This is a genomic window from uncultured Alsobacter sp., from assembly GCF_945952055.1.
Lineage (GTDB): Bacteria > Pseudomonadota > Alphaproteobacteria > Rhizobiales > Beijerinckiaceae > Alsobacter.
Window position 1 is genome coordinate 135,091 of the sequence record NZ_CAMFHB010000008.1, and the last position, 20,037, is coordinate 155,127.

Annotated in this window: 15 protein-coding genes; 3 read left to right on the forward strand and 12 right to left on the reverse strand. The window is 71.5% G+C overall.

Annotated elements, in window-relative coordinates:
- Position 1: 1 nt before the first annotated feature.
- Positions 2-3,469, forward strand: a complete 3,468-nt coding sequence (locus Q0Q47_RS08810) for an indolepyruvate ferredoxin oxidoreductase family protein (RefSeq protein ID WP_293857550.1) — start codon at positions 2-4, stop codon at positions 3,467-3,469.
- A 20-nt stretch (positions 3,470-3,489) separates the two neighbouring features.
- A complete protein-coding gene (locus Q0Q47_RS08815) occupies positions 3,490-4,431 on the forward strand; it encodes a nucleoside hydrolase (RefSeq protein WP_293857553.1) in 942 nt (313 codons plus the stop codon).
- 12 nt (positions 4,432-4,443) lie between these two features.
- Here the strand turns inward: Q0Q47_RS08815 and Q0Q47_RS08820 are convergent, their stop codons facing one another.
- The 10 genes from Q0Q47_RS08820 to bcsS all read right to left on the reverse strand — a co-directional run bounded on the left by Q0Q47_RS08820 (position 4,444) and on the right by bcsS (position 17,173).
- Complete coding sequence (locus Q0Q47_RS08820; RefSeq protein WP_293857556.1) at positions 4,444-5,187, reverse strand: hypothetical protein; 744 nt, start codon at positions 5,185-5,187, stop codon at positions 4,444-4,446.
- Positions 5,188-5,207: 20 nt separating this feature from the next.
- A complete protein-coding gene (locus Q0Q47_RS08825) occupies positions 5,208-6,458 on the reverse strand; it encodes a serine hydrolase (protein WP_293857559.1) in 1,251 nt (416 codons plus the stop codon).
- Positions 6,459-6,560: 102 nt separating this feature from the next.
- Positions 6,561-6,788 carry a helix-turn-helix domain-containing protein gene (locus Q0Q47_RS08830; protein ID WP_293857562.1) on the reverse strand — a complete coding sequence of 76 codons (228 nt, stop codon included), beginning with the start codon at positions 6,786-6,788 and terminating at the stop codon, positions 6,561-6,563.
- Positions 6,713-7,273, reverse strand: coding sequence for a cyclic nucleotide-binding domain-containing protein (locus Q0Q47_RS08835; RefSeq protein WP_293857565.1), 561 nt, complete (start codon positions 7,271-7,273; stop codon positions 6,713-6,715). Before Q0Q47_RS08835 ends, Q0Q47_RS08830 begins: the two co-directional genes overlap by 76 nt.
- Positions 7,274-7,294: 21 nt before the next feature.
- Positions 7,295-8,734 carry a response regulator gene (locus tag Q0Q47_RS08840; RefSeq protein ID WP_293857568.1) on the reverse strand — a complete coding sequence of 480 codons (1,440 nt, stop codon included), beginning with the start codon at positions 8,732-8,734 and terminating at the stop codon, positions 7,295-7,297.
- A gap of 168 nt (positions 8,735-8,902) precedes the next feature.
- Positions 8,903-10,642, reverse strand: coding sequence for a hypothetical protein (locus Q0Q47_RS08845; RefSeq protein ID WP_293857571.1), 1,740 nt, complete (start codon positions 10,640-10,642; stop codon positions 8,903-8,905).
- Positions 10,643-10,653: 11 nt separating this feature from the next.
- A complete protein-coding gene (locus Q0Q47_RS08850) occupies positions 10,654-11,760 on the reverse strand; it encodes a glycosyl hydrolase family 8 (protein WP_293857574.1) in 1,107 nt (368 codons plus the stop codon).
- The gene (locus Q0Q47_RS08855; RefSeq protein WP_293857577.1) at positions 11,757-14,006 is read right to left on the reverse strand and encodes a cellulose biosynthesis cyclic di-GMP-binding regulatory protein BcsB; all 2,250 of its coding nucleotides are present in this window, start codon (positions 14,004-14,006) and stop codon (positions 11,757-11,759) included. Before Q0Q47_RS08855 ends, Q0Q47_RS08850 begins: the two co-directional genes overlap by 4 nt.
- Complete coding sequence (bcsA, locus tag Q0Q47_RS08860; RefSeq protein ID WP_293857580.1) at positions 14,003-16,393, reverse strand: UDP-forming cellulose synthase catalytic subunit; 2,391 nt, start codon at positions 16,391-16,393, stop codon at positions 14,003-14,005. Before bcsA ends, Q0Q47_RS08855 begins: the two co-directional genes overlap by 4 nt.
- A gap of 12 nt (positions 16,394-16,405) precedes the next feature.
- A complete protein-coding gene (bcsS, locus tag Q0Q47_RS08865; RefSeq protein WP_293857583.1) occupies positions 16,406-17,173 on the reverse strand; it encodes a cellulose biosynthesis protein BcsS in 768 nt (255 codons plus the stop codon).
- 419 nt (positions 17,174-17,592) lie between these two features.
- Between bcsS and Q0Q47_RS08870 the strand changes: the two genes are divergently transcribed.
- The gene (locus Q0Q47_RS08870; RefSeq protein WP_293857585.1) at positions 17,593-18,228 is read left to right on the forward strand and encodes a response regulator transcription factor; all 636 of its coding nucleotides are present in this window, start codon (positions 17,593-17,595) and stop codon (positions 18,226-18,228) included.
- A gap of 18 nt (positions 18,229-18,246) precedes the next feature.
- Here the strand turns inward: Q0Q47_RS08870 and Q0Q47_RS08875 are convergent, their stop codons facing one another.
- Together Q0Q47_RS08875 and fliG are read right to left on the reverse strand one after the other, a co-directional pair.
- Entirely contained in the window at positions 18,247-18,579 is a 333-nt protein-coding gene (locus tag Q0Q47_RS08875) for a hypothetical protein (protein ID WP_293857588.1), read from the reverse strand.
- A gap of 245 nt (positions 18,580-18,824) precedes the next feature.
- On the reverse strand, positions 18,825-19,841 hold the full coding sequence (fliG, locus tag Q0Q47_RS08880; RefSeq protein WP_293857591.1) for a flagellar motor switch protein FliG: 1,017 nt from the start codon (positions 19,839-19,841) through the stop codon (positions 18,825-18,827).
- Between the last annotated feature and the right edge of the window lie 196 nt (positions 19,842-20,037).

Consider the following 20,037-nt stretch of genomic DNA (forward strand, 5'->3'; position numbering starts at 1 on the left):
CATGAGCGACGCCCCCGCCCTCGCCCGCACCCTGGAAGAGCGCTTCACGCTGGAGCGCGGCCGCGTGCTGCTCACCGGCAACGAGGCCATCGTGCGCCTGGCGCTCGCCCAACGGGCGCGCGACGTGGCGGCGGGTCTGAACACGGCCGGCTTCGTCTCGGGGTATCGCGGCTCGCCGCTCGCACGCGTCGACCGCGAGTTCCAGAAAGTGGGGCCGCTGCTCGATCGCAACCACATCGTCTTCCGGGCGGGCCTCAACGAGGACCTCGCAGCGACCGCCGTCTGGGGCTCACAGCAACTCGGCCTGTTCCCCGGCGCGCGCTACGACGGCGTGTTCGCGCTGTGGTACGGCAAGGGCCCGGGCGTCGACCGCAGCATGGACGTGATCCGCCATGCCCAGGCCTGCGGCACCGCCGAGCACGGCGGCACACTGCTGCTGCTGGGCGACGACCACGGGGCGGTGTCCTCCACCCTGCCCCACCAGAGCGACCACAACATGATCTCGGCCATGGTGCCGATCCTGAGCCCCGCCGGCCTCGGCGAGTTCATCGACATGGGCCTCATGGGCTTCGCCATGAGCCGCTTCTCGGGCAGCTGGATCGGCTTCAAGTGCCAGACCGACATCGTCGAGAGCACCGGTTCGGTGGACGTCGACCCGCTCAGGCCCGCGATCGTGCTGCCGGTCGTCGAGAAGCCCGCGGGCGGCCTCGGCATCCGCTGGCCGGACGGCGGCCAGGCGATGGAGCGACGCCTGTTGGGTGCCAAGCTCGACGCGGTGAAGGCCTTCGCGCGGGCCAACGCCCTCAACCCCGTCTCAGGGGCCGGCACCGGCGCCCGCCTCGGCATCGTCGCCTCCGGCAAGGCCTGGCTGGACCTGAAGGGGGCGCTCGCGCTCCTCGGGCTGACCGAACAGGGCGCCGCGGCGTTGGGCATCCGCTTCCTGAAGCTCGGCCTCGTCTGGCCTCTCGATGCGCAGGAGATCGGCGCCTTCGCCGACGGGCTCCAGACGGTCCTCGTCGTCGAGGAAAAGCGCGGCGTCATCGAGGGCGAGCTGAAGCAGATCCTCTACAACGCGCCGGAGGGGCGCCGCCCGCGCGTCATCGGCAAGGAGGATCTCGAAGGCCGGCCGCTGCTGCCGGCCTGGGGCGAGATCAACCCGGCCATGGTGGCCCGCGCGCTCGCCACGCTGCTGCCCACCGGCTTCGTGTCCGGCGAGAGGCTCGACCAGCTGGCGCCGAAGACCACTGCCGCCGCGGCGGAGATCCAGCGCGAGCCCTATTTCTGCGCGGGATGCCCGCACTCGGTCTCGACCCGCCTGCCCGAGGGCAGCCGCGCCTCGACCGGCATCGGCTGCCACATGATGATCGTCGGCCTGCCGGAACGCGCCACCGCCACGTTCACGCAGATGGGCGGCGAAGGCGTCGCCTGGACGGGGATGGCGCCCTTCACGGACGAGCGGCACATCTTCGTCAACATGGGCGACGGGACGTACTTCCACAGCGGCCTGCTCGCCATCCGCGCCGCGGTCTCGTCGGGCGTGAACGCCACCTACAAGATCCTGTTCAACGACGCCGTCGCCATGACCGGCGGCCAGCGCATCGACGGCACGCTGACCGTGCCGGACATCGTGCGCCAGCTCGAAGCCGAGGGCGTGAAGCGCGTCGAGGTGGTGGCTGACGATCCCGACCGCTGGCTCGGCGCCCTCCCGGGCGTCACGGTGAGCCACCGCGACGAGCTCGACGCGGTGCAGCGGCGCCTGCGGGAGTTCGACGGGGTCACGGCGCTCGTCTACGACCAGGTGTGCGCGGCCGAGAAGCGGCGGCGCCGCAAGCACGGATCCCTCGCCCAGCCCGCGGCGCGGGCCTTCATCAACGAGGCGGTGTGCGAGGGGTGCGGCGATTGCTCGGCCGTCTCCAACTGCATCGCCGTGGAGCCGCTGGACACGGCGCTGGGCCTGAAGCGTCGCGTCAACCAGTCGGTCTGCAACACCGACCTCTCGTGCACCAAGGGCTTCTGCCCGAGCTTCGTGACGGTGGAAGGGGTCGTGCCCCGCCGCAAGCAGCCGGGCCAGAGCGCCCTCACGCCGGCCGTGGCCGACGGCCTGCCCGAGCCCGTGCTCGCCCGGCCGGACCGGCCGCTTGCGATCCTGCTGGCCGGCATCGGCGGGACCGGCGTGCTGACGGTGAGCGCCGTGCTGGCCCAGGCCGCGCATCTCGACGGCCTCGCCGCCCAGAGCCTCGACCAGACCGGCGTTGCCCAGAAGAACGGCGCCGTGCTGTCGCATCTTCGCGTCGCCCGCAATCCCGGCGAGCTCGCGGCCGCGCGGATCGCGCAGGGCGAGGCCGACCTCGTGCTCGGGTTCGACCTGATGACCGCGGCCGGCACCACCGCCATCGCGAGCCTCGCGCCGGGGCGCACCGCCGTCGTCGTCGATCCCCACGTCACGCCGCCGGCGGCCTTCGTCAAGAACAACGCGGTCGACCTGCGCTCGGGCAGCCTGCAGCGGGTGATCGCCCGTGCGGCGGGGGCGGAGCCGGTGACGCTCGACGCGGGGGCGCTGGCCACGCGGCTCCTCGGCGATGCCATCGGCGCCAACATGATGCTGCTGGGCTTTGCCTGGCAGAAGGGCCTCGTGCCGATCTCGCGGGCCGCCATCGACGAGGCGATCGCGACCAACGGCGTCGCCATCGCCATGAACCGCACGGCCTTCGCGCTCGGCCGGCTCGCCGCCCACGATCCCGCTTCGCCGGTCTTTGGCTCGGCGCGGCCGGACGAACCGCCAGCCGAGGATCTCGCCGCGCGCATCCGCCGCCATGTCTCGTTCCTCACCGCCTACCAGGACGATGCGTATGCCGCGCGCTTCGCCGCCGCGGTCGAGGCGGCCCGGCTGGCCGAGGGCCAGCGCGCGCCCGGCCTGACGGGCTTTGCCTCGGCGGTCTGCGAGGCCACGTTCAAGGCCATGGCGATCAAGGACGAGTACGAGGTCGCGCGTCTCTACGCCGACCCCGCCTTCGCGCGCCGCCTCGCCGAGACTTTCGAGGGCACGCCGAAGCTGACCTTCCATCTCGCCCCGCCGCTGCTGGCGCAGCGGCTCGACCCGCGCACGGGCCGCCCGGCCAAGATCGCCTTTGGCCCCTGGATGGCCCGCGCCTTCAAGGCGCTCGCCGCCGTGCGGCGCTGGCGCGGCACGTGGCTCGATCCCTTCGCGCGCATCGACGAGCGCAAGCACGAGCGCCGCTGGCGGGACGAGCACCTCGCTCTCGTCGAGCGCCTCTCGCGCGAGCTCACGCCGGAGAACCACGCGTTGGCGGTCGAACTCGCGAGCCTGCCGCTCGACGTGAAGGGCTTCGGCCCTGTGAAGGAGGCGAACGCCGCCCGCGTTGCCGAGCGCCGCGAGACCCTGCTGGCGCTGTGGGACGGCAAGCCTGCCGCCACCCAGGCCCGCGCGCCCGCCCCCGCCGTCGCCTGACCTCCCGGAGACATCCGCCCGTGCCCCAGAAGATCATCATCGACACGGATCCCGGCCAGGACGACGCCGTCGCGATCCTCATGGCGCTGGCCTCGCCCGAGCTCGACGTGCTCGGCATCGTCACGGTGGGCGGCAACGTGCCCCTGCCCCGCACCACGCTGAACGCCAGGCGCATCCGGGAGCTCGCGGGCCGGGCGGACGTGCCGATCCATGCCGGCTGCTCGCGGCCGCTGTCGCGCCCGCTCGTCACCGCCGAGCACGTCCATGGCCCGACGGGCCTCGACGGCCCGCACTTCCCCGACCCGGTTCTGCCGGTGGGCGACACGCACGGAGTCGACTGGCTGGTCGCCACGCTGAAGGCTGCAGCACCCGGCTCGGTCACCGTGTGCATCCTCGGGCCCATGACCAACCTCGCCATGGCGCTGGTGAAGGAGCCCTCCGTCGCGGGTGCCATCGACCGGGTGGTCGCCATGGGTGGGGCCTATTTCGAGGTCGGCAACATCACGCCGGCGGCCGAATTCAACATCTATGTCGATCCGGAAGCAGCGCACGTGGTGCTGACGAGCGGCATCCCGGTGACGCTCGCGCCCCTCGACCTCACCCACAAGATCCTCGTCACCAAGGAGCGCTTCGGCAAGATCCTGGCGGTCGGCAACGCCCAGAGCCACGCCGTCGTCGAAATGCTGAAATTCTCCGAGCAGTTCGACCTGAACAAGTACGGCTGGGGCGCCGCGCCGATCCACGACCCCTGCGTCATCGCCCACCTGCTGCGCCCCGAGCTCTTCACGGGCCGCCACATCAACGTGGAGATCGAGACGGCAAGCGAACTCACCCGCGGCATGACGGTGGCCGACTGGTGGCGCGTCACCAAGCGCGCGCCGAACTGCCTCTTCCTGAAGGACGCCGACGTCGACGGCTTCTTCGACCTGCTGGTGGACCGACTCGGCGCCTATTCGCGGTGACGGATCCGGCCCTTAGTCGTCGATCTCGGCAAGGCGCCGCGCCTTGGCATGCTCGACGCCGAGGACCTGGACGATGTGCAGGGTCACCATGTCCTGCGTCGGTCGCCACTTTGCGCCCGGCGTGGCACGGCCCCACTCGCGGCTGACCCGGACGTCGAAGGACAGAGTGGGGCTGACGACGTAGCCGAGCGACAGGCGCGGCATCACGGCGTTCAGGTAGTTGAACCGGTCGTCGATGATGTATTTCGGCTCGACCTCGAGCTTGGCGCGGACCGTTCCCGGCTTTCCGGGGGTGTCACCGAACTGGTACTCGACATAGGGCCGCAGGCGCAGGCGGTTCTGGAACGTGCTGCGCCCCGTGACGTCCTGGAACCGCGCCTCGTAGCGCAGCCACGCGCCGATCTCGAGGTTCGGGGTGACCTCGTGCTTCGCGGTGATGCCCAGGACAGGCCGCACCTCGAGCTTGTCGGGCCGGCGGCTCAGGATGTCGTGGTTCAGCATCAGGTAGCTCTGGACGGACAGCCAGTCGTTGAACTTGTGCTCCACGCCGGCGGGCACGCCGATCAGGCTCCACTGGTCGAATGCCGGCGCCCGGACCAGGCCGGCAGCCGCGGTGATGGCCGTGGCTTCGTTCAGCGGCAATGCGGCCTGGTAGATCCCGCGGTAGATGTTGGGAACGTCGCCGGCCTGAGCCGGGGCGCTGGAGACCGCCAGCAGGCACAGGAGTGTCGCGGAACGCAGACGAGCGGGCAGCATGGGGATCCTCTTCGACCAGGTCAGCGGTTGCGCAGGGCAGCGCGAATGGCCTCGACGAGGCGTGTCCAGTTGCGGGGATCCGGCCCGGGGCCCGTGAAGGAGCCGAACTGCACGATGACGAGGCGCTCGGCCGGATTGACGTGCAGGTGCTGACCGAAGATCCCCAGCCCCTCGATGGCGCGCGTGCCGTCGTTCACCTGGTACCAGTAGCTGCGGTAGCTCATCTTCGGCTGCTGGCGAAGCATCAGGACGTTTCCGGCCGCCGTCCGCGCGGCATTGCCGGCACTGGCGCCCAGCCGCTCGATCACCGCGGCCGGCACGACCTGGCGACCACCCACCTTGCCACCGTCGGCCATCATCTGGCCGAAGCGGGCGGCGTCCCGGAGGGTGGAACTGAAGCCTCCGGCCGCGGCCGCCTGGCCCTGGGTGTCGAGCCAGATGTCGCCCGACGCCTCGGTCCTCAGCGGCGCCCAGACGAGATCCCGGGCGAGGCCATGCCAGCTCTGGCCAGTGACCTTGGCCATCACGAGGCCGACGGTCTGCGGGGCGTTGTTGGTGTAGAACCAGGCCGTTCCGTTGGGGCCCTTTTGGGTCGCGCCGCTGTCGCGCAGCGCGTCGAGAAAATGCGCCTTGCTCCAGAAGTCGGGGGGAAGCTCGGCGGCCCGCGTCGAGGGCTCCTCGACATTGACCTCCATGTCGAGGAGATGGCGCAGCGTCGCCGCTCCCCATGGCGTCCCGCGCAGGTCGGGCACGTAGTCGGCGGCCGTCCGGGCGGGATCGAGCTTGCCCTGCTCGATCAGGATCTCGGCGAGGAGTCCCGTGAACGACTTCGTCATCGATTGCCACAGGTGTCGGTCCGAGGCCTGCATCGACGAGAAAAGCCCCTCGTAGACCAGGCGGCCGCGATGCAGGACGATGAAGCCGTCGATGAATTCGCGGCGGAAGTGCTCGGCTGCGGTCACCGTCTTCCCGTCGGCGGCCTCGAAGCGGATCTGGTCCACGGCCAGCGCCTCGCCGCGGCGCAGGCGCGACGCCGTTTCGGCGGTGCGGGCGACCTCCCCCGTGGGAAAGAGCTCGCGGACGTGGCGGAAGGCCCATCGGTTGAAGGGAAAGACCAGCCAGTTCCGCAGGGTCACCTGCTTGTCCGCCGCCAGCGGGTATCCCTGCATCAGCCCGACGGCCACGGGATCGCTGTCCTGGGCGCGCGCCATCCCCGCCGAACCAATGACCAGCGCCGCCGCCACGGCGAGACCCATCCACCTGTTGCCCATGCCTCGGTCCTCCCCAAGGCTTGAGCTAAGCCAAGCGGCCCGGGCGGGATTCTCCACCGGTGAAGATTTCGAGACAGAGAGGGAAGAAAGTCCTTGGGCGCCCTAGCCGGCCAGCGAGGCCAACATCGCCTGGGGCTCGCGCAGGCGCACGCTGCCATAGCCGAGCTCGATCCAGCCCTGGGCCTCGAGCTGGCGCAGCTGCCCGTGAACGAAGCTCTGGGAGCAGTTGGCCATCGTCGCGATCTCCTGGTGCGTCACGGGAACGCGCAGCTCCGGTGCCGGGCATGGCGGAGCGGGGCGGACGCCGCACAGGCGCAACAGCGTCGCCACGACGCGGTCTCGATGGCCGCGCGGAGCATGAGATCGCGCGCAATGCAGGCCGTGAGGGCCCAGTGGACCTCCATCAGCCGGGCAATGGCTGCCCAGCCCTCGGGCTCCTCCTGCAGCATGCGCCGCACCGCCGTCAGGGGCGCCACGGCGATGGTCACCTCGGTGCGGGCGACCGCCGTGAGGTGCCGGCGCGGTTCGCGCGTCGCCAGCATCGTGGCTCCGAGCCAAAACCCCGGCGAGCAAATGTGGGAGACCGTCTCTTCGCCGGAGACGAGCGGGAACAGCAGCGCGAGGTGTCCGGAGGCCAGCCCGACCAGGGCGTCCGCATGGTCTTCCGAGGCGTAGAGCGACTGGCCTGCCGGGATCCGCTTGAGTTTCGTGAGCCCTTCCAGCGACAGGCGGAACGCGGGTGGCTCTCGGCCGAGCCACCCTGCCTGGAGACCCTTGCCGGGATCGCTCCTGTCGAGGTCTTCCGGCATCGTCATCCCGCCCCGGTCACGTCGCCTTCAGGCGACGAGGCTCAAGGCCCGCGCCGCCCTGATGGACAGACCCGCCACGCGGTGGATGTCGCTGAGCAGGACGCTGCAGACCTCGTCCTCGCCCGCCACGCGCTGCTCGATGGCCGAACAGTGCAGCGACAGGGTCTCGAGGCCGAGCATGCGGGCGGCCGTGCCCACGCAGGTGACGACCCGCGGGAGATCCTCGGCCTCGGCGGCGAGCCGGTCCTCGACCAGCGCCTGGAGCTGGCCCAGCAGCCGGTCGACCGTTGCGGCTCCCAGGGTGCGAACGAGATCGTCGAGGACGCCGCGGTCGAGGAGAGACGGGTCGACGGTCGGGCTCTCCAGGGCGGCGAGGCCCTCGACCAGCGCCTGCAGGTCACGCGGATGACGCGGACGGTCGCAGACGGCCGTGAACAGGCCGGCATCCCCTTCCGACAGCGGTGCGTTCGGCGCGGCGAGCGCGATGAGGGGGGCGAGGCCAGGGCGCGACATCGCCACGCTGGCGAGGACGGCACGGCGCGCCGTCGCGTCGGACGGGATGTCGACGAGGATCACGCCCTCGCGGACGCCCGCCAGATCCAGCGGCTCGCGCGTCACGTCCCTGGCATCGACCGCGTGGCCGATGCTCTGGGCGAAGGAGGACAGGATCGCGGCCACGAGCTGGTCGGCATGGACGAGCCTCAGCACGGGCTGGCGACGGTGATCGACATGGCTGTCCGCCGGGGGCTGGCTGGCGCCCAGGAGCGAGGCGAGACGTCCCCAGCTCTCCTCGTCGTCGATGGCGAACAGTGCGTCGGCGACGTCGGCCAGGTCATCGCTCAGCGCCACGATCGGCAGGCCGCGGGCGGCCTCCGGGATCAGCCGCAGACCATGGCGCTCCAACAGGAGGACGCAGGCGGCGGCTTCCGGCTCGACCAGGTCGAAGCACAGGCTCAGGGCCTCGCGCCGCTCGGCGAAGGGTGCGGGAAGGGGATAGGCCCTGGGCAGGCCGCGGATGCCGCGGGCGGCCCAGATGGCGACGGCGGCGGCACGCGCCTCCTCGGCGGTGAGGCTCATGTCGGCCTCCCCGGGGTGGCGCGTGGCAACGTCGTCGAGGATCGCGCGGATGCGCGAGGGCGCGTCGTCGCGGGAGATCGCCGCGGCGAAGGCGGCATCGCGACCGCGATGCAGGATGAGGGCGCGGCTGCCGTCCGCCAGGGCGACCAGCGGCGTGTCGCGCCCGAGGGTGCGCAGGATCGCGGCGAACGACCGGGCGAGCGCGAAGCCGGCCATTCCGGGAAGCTGGTAATCGAGGACGATCGCCGCATAGCTGCAGCGGCGCAGGAGCGCCAAGGCCTCGTCACCGCCGGGAGCGGTGTCGACGACCCAGCCACCATCCGAAAGGACGTGGCCCATGTCGGACCGGGTGCCGGGTTCTCCGGCCACCAGGAGAAGACGTCGGTGCATTCCGGTACCCTTCTGAGACCGGTTTTCCGGCCGGCGGCCTCCTGGCCGCCGGTTTGGCTCGGTGGAATTCTCCCACCGGCCGTGCCCACTATGGGGCGGGACTCGTGAATGATCGGTTGCGGGAACACGGAGAGACCGATCGATGCGTGCGCTTGTCGGGTCATTCGGTCACCGGGGCGTCGTGGACGGGACGAAGCGCGAACCGTCGGCCTGCTGGCGCCTGGCCGTGGACAGGGTGGTCCGCCCTCCCCGCGCCATGACCTCCCAGCGCGTGCCCGGCACGGGCGGCGCCTGGTCGGCGGCCACGGTGGCCGGGGTCTCCTGGCCGGTCCAGCCCGGCTGCAGCGCCAGCCCGGCGCCCTCGTAGGGCATGGAGCCCACGCCGCCCACCCGGCGCGCCGTCCTGGGCGCAGGCGGGCCGGAAGGCTTCAGCGCCAGGCGCCGCCCGGCGGCGCCGGCTTCCACGCGCATCGGGTTCTCCGGATCGACCGGCACCGGATACTCGCCCTTGACGAAGGCGGCGACCTCGGCCGACCCGGGCCGGGGGACCACCGGGACACCGGGGCGTAGCGAAGCGGTGGTCCGGGTGCCGGGCGCGCACGTGTCGCCGCTGCCGCCGGCCGTGCGCATGACGAGGGTGACGACGCGCGGGAAGAGGCCGTCGTAGCGGTTGGCGAGTTCGGCGGCGTCCTTGCGACGGCCGAGGCGCTGGAGGGCGAGGCCGAGGCCGAGGACGGCTCCCTCGCGCGGATGCCAGGCGACAGCCCGCTCGAACCACGGCAGGGCGGCGGCGGCATCGCAGGCGTTCCAGGCGTACCAGCCGAGCGCCTGCGCCCCTTCGCCCGACGCGGTCCGGAGCGTCAGCCGGGCCATCTGGTCCAGCCGGCCCGCGGCGATCGGGACGGCAGGGACCATCGTGAGATCCTCCGCCATCAGGTCGACGAACAGGATCGCATTGTGGGCGAGTCGATCGCTCCAGGCGAAGGCCAGGTCGCGGGCTTCCTCGCGATGGCCGAGCTGCAGCAGCGACTGGGCGAGCCCGTGGGCGACGAGCGGGTCGCCGCCCGCGGCGAGCGCCCGGCGAAACCATGTCACGGCCTCGGCGTGGTTCTGGCGGGACACCTCGTACCAGGCCACGAAGGCGAGATCGCCCCCCTGGCCCGAGCGCAGGGCCTCGTCGCGCAGCAGCGCGGCCTCGGCTGGCGTGAGGTCGCGCGTTTCCTCCTCGCGCATCAGGGCACCGGCCCTGGCGCGGACGATGTCGGTGCGCAGCGCAGCGAGATCGAGCGGCGCGGGGCCGGCCTGGGACGCGGCCAGGAGCTCGTCCACGAGTTTCATCGGCAGCACGGCCAGGCTCTTGAGCACGGTCGTGCGGCGGCTCTCCGCCGGGCTGTCGGCCGCCAGCAGCATGCGGTAGACGGCCGCGGCCTCGGCCGGTGCCCCGCTTCGCGCCCGCGCCTCGGCGACCGCCCAGGCGAGTTCGAGATCGGACGAACCGGGATCGATGCCCGCCGCGGCACGCCCCGCATCCTGCCAGCGCCCCTCCGCGGCCGCCTGGAGGACGGCGCCGCGCAGGCGCTTGCGGGCGATCTTGCCGGCAAGGTCGCCGGACGGCTGCCAGCCCGGCTCGCGGCGTTGCCGTTCCGCGATCGCCACCGCGAGGTCGTCGAGCCTGTCGGCGGCGAAGAGCCGCCACAGCGGCGCCTCGTCGGGCCCACTGGGCCTGGCGGTCCAAAGGTCCGCCGGCGGTTGCCAGCCGGGGTGAAGGGCTTGCAGGCGACGGATCTCGGCCTCGGCGCGGTCGCGGCGGCCCTGCCCCGCGAAGTAGCGCAGCGCCGTTTCGTCCTGCGCGACGGCAGGCGCCGTCCCCAGCCCGCCCGTCACACCGAGCGCCAGGAGCAAGGCCAAGCAGGACCGCCTCATCGCAGGCACTCCGGATGGCGGGCCGCCACGGCGACGAGCCCGAGCAGATGGAGGGTGGCGGGATAGTAGTTCTGGTTGGCGACCGGCATGCGCGCCGCCGCCGGCAGCGGCGCGCCCGTCGCGGCGCAGGCGGCGAGCGCGGGCAGGATGCGGTAGCCGGGCTCGTCGAGCGTGGCCGTGACCGCGCCGCTGGCCACGTCGACCAGCACGGGCGCCCGGTCTCCGCCGCCCCACAGGCGCAGGGCGGACGCGAAGCTTTCCGGCGTCCCGGCGGCGGCCCAGGCCAGGTGCAGCACGATGCGGATGCCGTTGTAGCCGAACACCGGATCGAGACCGGCGGCCGGAACCGGCGTCGCGGTCCTCAGCGCGATCCAGTCTGCCGGAACGCCGGCGCGATTGGCCCCCGCCTTGCGCAGCAAGGCCAGGCCCGACCGGGAGAGCCCGGCCCAGTCGACCTCCGGCGCGGCGATCGGCAGGCGCTCGAAGGCCGGAAAGATCAGGTAGGAGGGGTTCGTCAGCGGGCCGTCGCTGCGATCGGCGGCGGAAAAGCCAGCGGGTCCCGGCAGCAGGAACGGGGCATGCTCGCCCTTGAGGACGATCAGCTTGCGGCCGATCTCGACCGCCGACCGCCGGGCCGCGATCTGCAGCGCCTCGTCGGACCAGGCCTCGCCGGCCTCCGTCAGCGCCCAGGCCACCAGGATGTCGCCGTCGCTCGCCGCGTTCATGTCCGCGACCGCCGGGCGCTTCTCCGGCTCCCAGCGCCAGGCCATCAGCGCGTCCTCGCGCACCATCAGGTTGGCCCGGGTCCAGCCCCAGATCCGATCGAAGGTGGGGCGATCACCGGCAGCCACCGCGAGCAGCATGCCGTAGCCCTGGCCCTCGCTGTGGCTGATCCCGCCATTGCCGGTGTCCACCACGCGCCCTTGCGGCGTCACGAAGCGGTCGCGCCACGCCGCCCAGCCCGGCTGGCCGGCGAGCCGTCCCGCGACGGGCCCCTGGGCCGCCTGGCTCGGCCCGGGCGCGGCGGGCAACGTCTGCCCGACCGCCGGACCCAGGGCGTGCACGGCGAGAAGACCGGCGGCTGCTGCGGCGAGAACCCTCATGGCTGGCTCCGTCCCGAACGGCGAACGACCCCCGCGGTGCAGGCGCCCAGGGCCGCCGCCGCGAACAGGGACATGGACACATAGGCATAGGCGTTCAGCGCGAGCCATCCCGCGAGGACGCGGCGCAGATTGCCGGGGGTCCAGGTGGTGGGCCGCAGGGTCACGCCGGCGGCCCGCACCGCGGTGACGCCGCCGGAGGCGAGTTCGAGGGCCGAAGACTGGCCGCCGAGTCGGCTCCACGTGCGGGGACGGGAGACGCAGGCCACCCCCTGCTCGAGGGTCGCACTGTCGCGGGCGGTGGCGACCAGCGCGCCGTCGTCCGCCTGGGCGATCACGAGGTCCGCGGCCGTGGCGAGGCCCGACCCGCCATCCTTGATGCCGCGCCCGAAGCCCAGGCGATCGACGCCGCGCTGGGCCAGCGAGGCCATCCAGCCCTCCCGGGGCCGGCCGGCGTCGTTGCGCGGAGCGCCGGGCGCGCCCGCGGCCACGACAGTGGCCGCTTCCATGCCGGACCCCGGCATCTCGCAGGGGTCGTCGCCCGGCGCCCGGCGCGGCGAGGCCCAACCGGCCTGGAGCTGCGCCCGCTGCAAGCCGGTGGAAGCCAGACGATCCGCGCCGATGGCGCCGACCGGCCCCACCGTCAGGACGGGCCCGGAGGACGCCAGGGGCGCGTCGACCGCGAAGACCGGGGCGAGCACCCGTCCGGACGCCACGGCGAGCCGTGCCGTGAGCGTCAAGGCCGCGGCCAGCGAACCGCGATCGGGGCGCGGCACGTGCAGGGTGAACACCCCGCTCTCGCCCGTGGGCCAGCCGCCGGCGGACAGTCCCGCCAGTTCGGGAAGGCGCAGGGCGCGGGCGGGCTCGGACAGCTCGATGGCGGACTCGGGCGCCAGGGTGAAGCGCGTGGCCTCCGTCTGCCGCAGGGGATCGCAGGCGAGGTCCGCCGCGGTCGGCAGGTCGGCCGCGAGGTCGATGCGGTTGCGGCCGGGCCGCAGGAGCCCGTAGGGCAGCGCCACGGTGGCCTGGTCGGCCTGCCCCCAGCGGCCGCGCGCCAGCGTCGTGGCCGCGGCCTCCCGGCCGTTCACCGACACGAGGAGCCGGGCCGACGGCAGGACCTCGGGCGACAACGTCCCACGGACCTTGACCGTCGCCTGGCCATAGTCAGCCGGGAACGCATCCGCCGGCAGCACGATCTCCGCCGACAGGCTGGCCCGCGGGCCTTCGAGCCGCCGGGTGGCTTCGTTCGGCGCGAGTGGGATGGCGTTCGTCAGCCGGGACGCCGCATCGGCTCCGGCCGCACGGCGCGCGAGATCGGTCAACGGGACCAGGGCACGGTCGATGGCCTCCGGCGTCTCGCCGGTGACCACGAGCACGGGCGCAGCCCCCTCGGCGGCCGGCACCACGGCGAGAGGTCCCTGGCGCAGCGCCTCCTCGGGCAGGACCCTGGCCAGCGTACCTTGCGGTCCGAGCGCCACAACGATGCCCGACGGCGCGGCGGCGTCCGCCGTGATCTCGACCACCGGATGAAGCGTGCCGGTGAGCAGGGCGAGACTTTGGACGGCGCGGGCCACCCGCGGCACGAGATCGGGCGCCAGCGTGCGGTCCGCGACGACGGAGACCACCAGGGCTCCGTCGGCCCTCGGCGAGGCGGCCGCGAGGTCGGCCAGGGTCGTTGCCCGCGAGGGTGCGACGACAAGGCCCGACGCCGTGGCGTCGAACGCGGTCGTGAGCTCCGCCGTGGCCTGGGGACTGCAATCGACGCGATGTTGTTGCCGCACCGTCGCCGTGAGGCTGTTCCAGCCGGCCTGCAGCAGACGCGGGGGAATGCGGATCGTCGTGGGCGTGTCGGGAAGCCCGAGGCGCATGCGGCCGATCGCCGTGCCGTTGACGCCGATCTCGGCGGTGGACGTGTCGGGACGCACGGCGATGGAGGACAGGGGCGCCAAAGTGAGGGACACCTCCTGCGCGGCCTGCGCCGCCGTGAGCATGACCGGCCAGGTGAGCGTCCCCGCGGGACCCTTCACCGCCGCGGGGCCGGCGAGCGCCGGGAGCGGCCGCAGGATCGTGGCGGCTTCGGCGGGCCGGCTGTCGGTCTCGGCGGAGGGCGCGGGCGAAGCGGTGGCGCCGAGCCCCGGCGGCAGCAGGAGCGGCCTGCGCGGACCGGCGGCATCGAAGGATTGCGAGGCCGCCGGCGCGGTGGCGAGCACCACGGCGAGCGGCAGGATCCGGGACGTCCACATCGTCATGCCACGTTGCTCCTCTGGCCGGCGGCCGGGCGCGACAGCCGCGCGGCGCTCTCGGCCACGAGGCGCGCGAGCGCGGCCTGGGATCCCGTCAGCGCGACGGGCGGCGTGGCCGGCTCCGCCTTGGGAGGCAGGTGCCCGGCCATGCGGCGGACGAGCGCTGCGGCGACCCCGGACGGGTCGTCCCACCCGGTCGCACGCATCTCGGGAACCGCCGCGGGCGCGATTGCCGTGGCCGGCGTGGGCTTGCGGCGAGCCAGCGCGTAGGCGCAGACGCGCACCGGTCCCGCGATGGCCCAACCGATCATCTGCGCCGTCCCGGCCAGCAGGCCCTTGTGGCGGCGCCGGTCGCCGAGCATCCGGGCGATGGCCGCGGCGTCCGCATAGACGAGGTCCGCCACGGTGTTCGCGGTCCGCGCCGACGGCTCGCCCCAGGTGAGGACGAGCCGCCCCTGCCCGTCCGCGGCGACGTCGACCCGCACGCTCTCCAGGTGCTCGCCCGCGTTCCAGGGCTCGACCGACAGCTCCCCCGTGCGGCCGGGAGCCGACAGGTCCTGGACGTCGGCGGACACGAGACAGTCGCCGGTGGAGGCCGCCGTGATCGTGACGGGCACGGCGCGGCCGTCGATGCGCAGCACGCCACGCCGGTCAACGGGCAGCCGGGGCCAGGGTGTCTCCTGCCGGCGCTCGGCGAGCGCGCCCATGGCCGCGCCGGCGATGACCGCGCTGAACAGGCACCAGCCCCCGACCACAGCGGTCACGTCGAGCGAGCCCGGGTCGGTGACCGCCCGCCAGGCCGCCAGGGCGACGCCACCCAGCAGTGCCGCGAAGACGGCAGCATAGGGCCACACGAGGGCCGACACGTGATCGTGGTCGGGCGCGTCGCCCTTGGCGGTGACGTTGAAGGTGGGCTTGCGCGGGGACAGGAGCACCGCCCCGATGGCGCGCGCCAGGTAGAGCCCCTGGGCGTATTCGTAGAGCTCGCTGACCCACGGCCAGCGCAGGCGACCGTAGAGATGGTTCTGCAGGATGGCGCCGGCCACCATGTAGGGCACCGAGTAGGCCAGCGTCTCCTGGAAGCTCGCCACGAAGAAGCGCACGTCGAGCACGAGGTAGACCAGCGGCGCGAGCATGAAGACCAGCCGCGGCAGCGGGAAGAACCAGAAGGTCATGCTGGAAAGGTAGGCCAGCCGCTGGATGAGCGAGAGACCGGGCCGTCGCGCCGGGTTCTTCAGCAGCAGGATCTGGAGCATGCCCTGGCACCAGCGCGAGCGCTGGCCGATGAAGCTGTCGAAGGTCTCCGGCTGTAGGCCGGCGATGAGCGGCTTGTCGACGTAGAGGCTGGTCCAGCCGCGGGCATGCAGGTCGAGGGCGGTCTCGCAGTCCTCGGTGATGGTGATGCCGGAGAAGCCGCCCACGCTCTCCAGCGCGGTGCGCCGCAGCAGCGCCGCCGAACCGCAGAAGAAGGAGCCGTTCCACTTGTCGAGGCCGCGCTGCGTCAGCGCGTAGAACATCTCGTTCTCCGACGGCATCCGGTCGAAGGTGGCGAGGTTCTTCTCGATCGGGTCGGGGTTGAGGAAGACGTGGGGCGTCTGCACCAGGAAGAGCCTGGGATCCTGGCCGAAATGCCCGACCGTCTCGGTGAGGAACTGCCGGAACGGCGCGTGGTCGGCATCGAGCACCAGCACGAGTTCGCCCTGCCCGTGCAGGAGGCCGTTGTTGAGGTTGCCGGCCTTGGCGTGCTCGTTCCTGGCCCGTGTCAGGTAGACGGCCCCGAGTTCGCGGCAGAGCCGCTGCAGTTCCAGCCGCCGGGCCCGGGCGGCGGCGGCCCGGGCGGGATCCTTGTCCGCGCATTTCTGGTCGCTGCCGCCGTCGTCGAGCAGCCACACGGTCTTGCGGCCGGCCGGATAGTCCATCCGCAGGGCGGCGGCAACCGTCACCGCGAGGATGGCGGTGCTCTCGTTGTAGGTGGGAATGAACACGTCGACGGTCGGGGCATCGTCGGGCGTGGGGGCCGGCGGCGCGGGCCGACGCAGCGGATCGGCGTTGACCAGCAGACTCACCGCCAGGATCGCCACGCAGTAGAACTCGGCCGCCACGAGGATGAGCCCGACGGCCAGACCGACGGGATCGCTGGCCGGCGGCAGCGTGCTGTCGAGCCGCCAGACCACGTATCGCACCACCACGAAGACCGCGGCGGCGGAGACGACGTGCCGGGCCACCAGGCCATGCCCGAAGCAGGCGGCACCGACCATCAGCAGGATGAGGGACGGTGCCAGCAGCGTCTGCACCGATACGCCGACCGGCAGCGCGAGCCAGGCAATGGCCAGGCCACAGCCCACGAGCCAGGGAAGGCCTCGCCGCGAGCGGGCCGAAGCGGAGGATGTCATGCCGGCGAACCCTCAGAAAGCGCCGCGCATGTCGACGGTGGCGTAGGTGCCGGCCTTGCCGGTCTGTTCCCTCAGGTAGCCGCCGGACACCGACACCTGGACGGGCCCGAGGCGCATCCCGGTCAGATGGGCCCCGGCTCGCCACTGGCTCGACGCGTCGTCGCCCAGGAGCACCACCTCGGGGCCCGCATAGACGTTGCCGAAGACGGCATAGCCGGCGCGGGCCTGCAGGTAGTAGGCATCCGACAGCGTGCTGTAGGACGCATAGGCGCTCGCCATCGTCTTCTGCGTGGGCTGCCACCAGGCCTGGGCGACGAGCTTGGCTCCGATCGAGACGCCGGTGTCGCGTCGCGCCGGGTCCGTCGGCGCCAGGCTGGTGTTGCCGAGCGTGGGTCCGGCGAACAGGGCGAACCTGGCGTTCGTCCACGTCCACTCGTAGCCCACGAGGCCGGAAAGCTGCGTCCTGGACGCGGTCGTGGTGCGGCCCGAGGCGGCCTTGTAGTCGTACTGGCCCGCCAACGCCTCCACCTTGACCCGCAGCCCGTCGAGCCCCGCCTGGGGCCCGACCGGGACGGTCACGGAGGCATCGACGAACTTCGACTGGGTGGAGGTGATGGTGATCGAGGCGCTCGCGTCCACCACGATCTCGTCGGCCTTGGGCTTGGGGCGCGGCGCAGCGGAGGCACAGGACGGCGAGGCCCATGCGGCGGCAACGCCGAGCGCGACCACGCCCGGCACGATGCTCCTTCCAACCGCCGCCATGCTCGTGTCCATCCTCATCTGCAAGTCTCCCGTCCGTGTCGCTCGCGACCGTGGCGGCCGGCGGTAAACGGGAGCATGACGGTGGCGTCGCGCTGATGGCCTAGGCCGGAGGAGTCGCCCCACGGGGCCCGCGGAGGCCATTCCCGGAGCGGCCGCCCTGCCCCGGCCCGTGGATCGGGCCGGATGGCGGAGCCACGGGGCTCGCGAGCGCCGTGCCCCTCCCCCGATCGGCCTAGGCCATTCGGGAGAGCCATTCCGGGATGCCCGGGCGATCAGGCCTTCGAAAAAATCCGGCCCCACATCCGTCAAGTCGGCAGGACTTAGAACGTCGTTAAGTCGCGATGAAGATAATACCCTGAGTTGTATGCGTTCACGCGTGAGGCCCGATGTCGTCCGACGGATCCGCATTCGCCGCGGGAAACGAGGTTTCCCGGCCGGTGGGTTTGTCAGCGCTGGTGGTCGACGGCGACGAGTTCTTCCGCGTCGCCTTCGCCGCCGTCCTGGAGAAGCGGTTGGGCTTCGCCCGCGTGATCGAGGCCACGGGTATCGAGGAGGCGCGCGCGCTTCTCGTCGACGAGCCGGACCTCAGGCTCGTGCTGGTCGACCTCGCCTGCACGGTGCCCCCCGGCCCCGCCGCCCTGGTGGCGTTGCGCGACGCGAGGCCCGATCTGGTCGTGGCCGTCATGGCCAACACGGTCGAGCGCGACCAGGTGCTCGCGACCCTGGCGGCCGGCCTGCATGGCTATGTCTGCAAGGCCGAGGGCCTCCAGGCGGTTACGGCGGCGCTGAGGGCCATGCTCGCCGGCTCGATCCACGTCCCGGCCAGCATGGCGAAGCGCGACCCGCATATCGGCGATCCGGAGACACCCGCGCCCACGCGCGGCGCCCTCACCCACCGGCAACTCGACGTGCTGCGCCTTCTCGTGGAGGGTCGCAGCAACAAGGACATCGCGCGGATCCTGGGCCTGGGCGAAGGGACCGTGAAGACGCACGTCGCGGCTCTCCTGCGCGTGCTCAAGGTGCAGAACCGCTCGGCCGCCGCCGTGACGGGCCAGAAGATCCTGGCGGCCTGACGGGGCCGCGGGGTCTCCCTAGCCGGCCCCGACGCATTTGCCGCAGGTGCAGAAGCAGCACGGCGCGTCGGCACAGGCGTCCTCCACCTCGATGCAGCCAAACACCTGACTCGCATTCCGGATGGTGGGACCGGGCTCCGCCGATCCGAACTGCAGCCGAAGGCCACTGAAACCCAGGAGGTCGATCGGAATGTCCGAAACCCGAAGCCAGACGGCGATGACGCCGTTGACCGTCCCCCAGCGGCCGCCAATGGGAATGACGCTGCTTTCCACCCATGCCAGTGCACGCTCCGAGAGCGGCTCCATGCCGACTGCCATCCCGACGGGATCAGGCCTCACGCGCAGGACCATGGGGAATTCCAATGCTATTGCCGCGACTTCGGTAGCATACCGCCTCGATACCGCTCGGTGTCATATTAGCCACCAGCAATGTGTGACATGCATGGTTCGGACCACTTACCACTGTTGTGCTCAAGGCGTAAGCCGCTGTATTCGTGACCGATTGGTGTCAAGATACCGCTTTCATACCAGCTTGAGCTGAGCCCTGGTGTGTTGACATTTCTTAACGTCCTCGAAAGCGTCGCCAGGCTCGGCGCCTAGACGAGGATCAGATCGTCCTCGCCGCCGCGCGACAGGATGATCTCTCCGGTTTCCTCGAGCTTCTTGACGACGCGGAGAATGTTCTGGCGTGCCTCGTCGACGTCCTTCAGCCGGAGTGGCCCCAGCGCCTGCATGTCTTCGCGAAAGCGAGCAGCGCCGCGGCCCGTCATCTGGTTCAGGAAGAAGTCCTTGAGCCCCTGGGAGGACCCCTTGAGAGCCTTGGCCAGTTCGGTCTTGTCGATGCTGCGCACGATGACCTGGGCCGACATCGCGTCGATGTTGATCAGGTCGTCGAAGGTGAACATGGCCCGGCGGATCTTCTCCGAGGTGAATTCGTTCGACACGCGCAGGAGGTACATCAGTCGCTCGCCGCTGTCGGTGTCGAGCGAGTTCAGGAGATCGGCGATGTATTTGTGAGCGTCCCGCCGGGAGCCCTGCGACAGCGACGAGATGAAGCTGTCCTTCAGGCTGCTTTCGACGATCTCCAGGACCTCGCGCGAGACGCTTTCCATGACCAGGATGCGGTTCATGACCTCGAGCGCGAGATCGTCGTCCAGCTCCGCCAGGATGCGTGCCGCATGGGCGTTCTTCAGCTTCATCAGGATCACGGCGATCGACTGGGGATGCTCGAGCTTCAGGTGATTGATGAGAACGTCGACGGGCATGTTCTGGATCTTCTGCCAGATCGTCCGTCCCTTCGGCGCACCGAGTTCGGCAGCCACGTGCTCGAGCCGCTCGTCCGACAGGACGCCGCGGATCAGGCTCTGGACGCGCATGGTGTCGCCCAGCATGGCCGGCGCCGACGATTTCTGCGCAAACTCGATCAGCACGCTGTCGATGATGCCGCCTGGCACGTTCCCCAGCCCCGCGATGGTCTGGGACAGGAGCCGGATCTCATCGTCGTCGAGCTGCGACCAGATCGGACCGCCATAGGTCTCACCGAGCGCCAGGAGCACCACGGCGGCCTTCTCGATTCCGCTGAACTGATCGATCCTGTCTCGTTCGGACGGCATCCGCTTCTCCAAAACCCGCTCGATTTTTGATTTTTGTTTGTTATTGTTTTAACGGTTTTGGTTAACAGACCCTTTCCATCGCTCATTTTCTTGATTTTTGTGGTATTGTGTTTTGCTCTTTGTTGTTTGCTAACGCCCTGGCGCGAAAGTGATCGGCATCACGTTCGTCCACGGTGAGGCCGCGATGCCGAATATC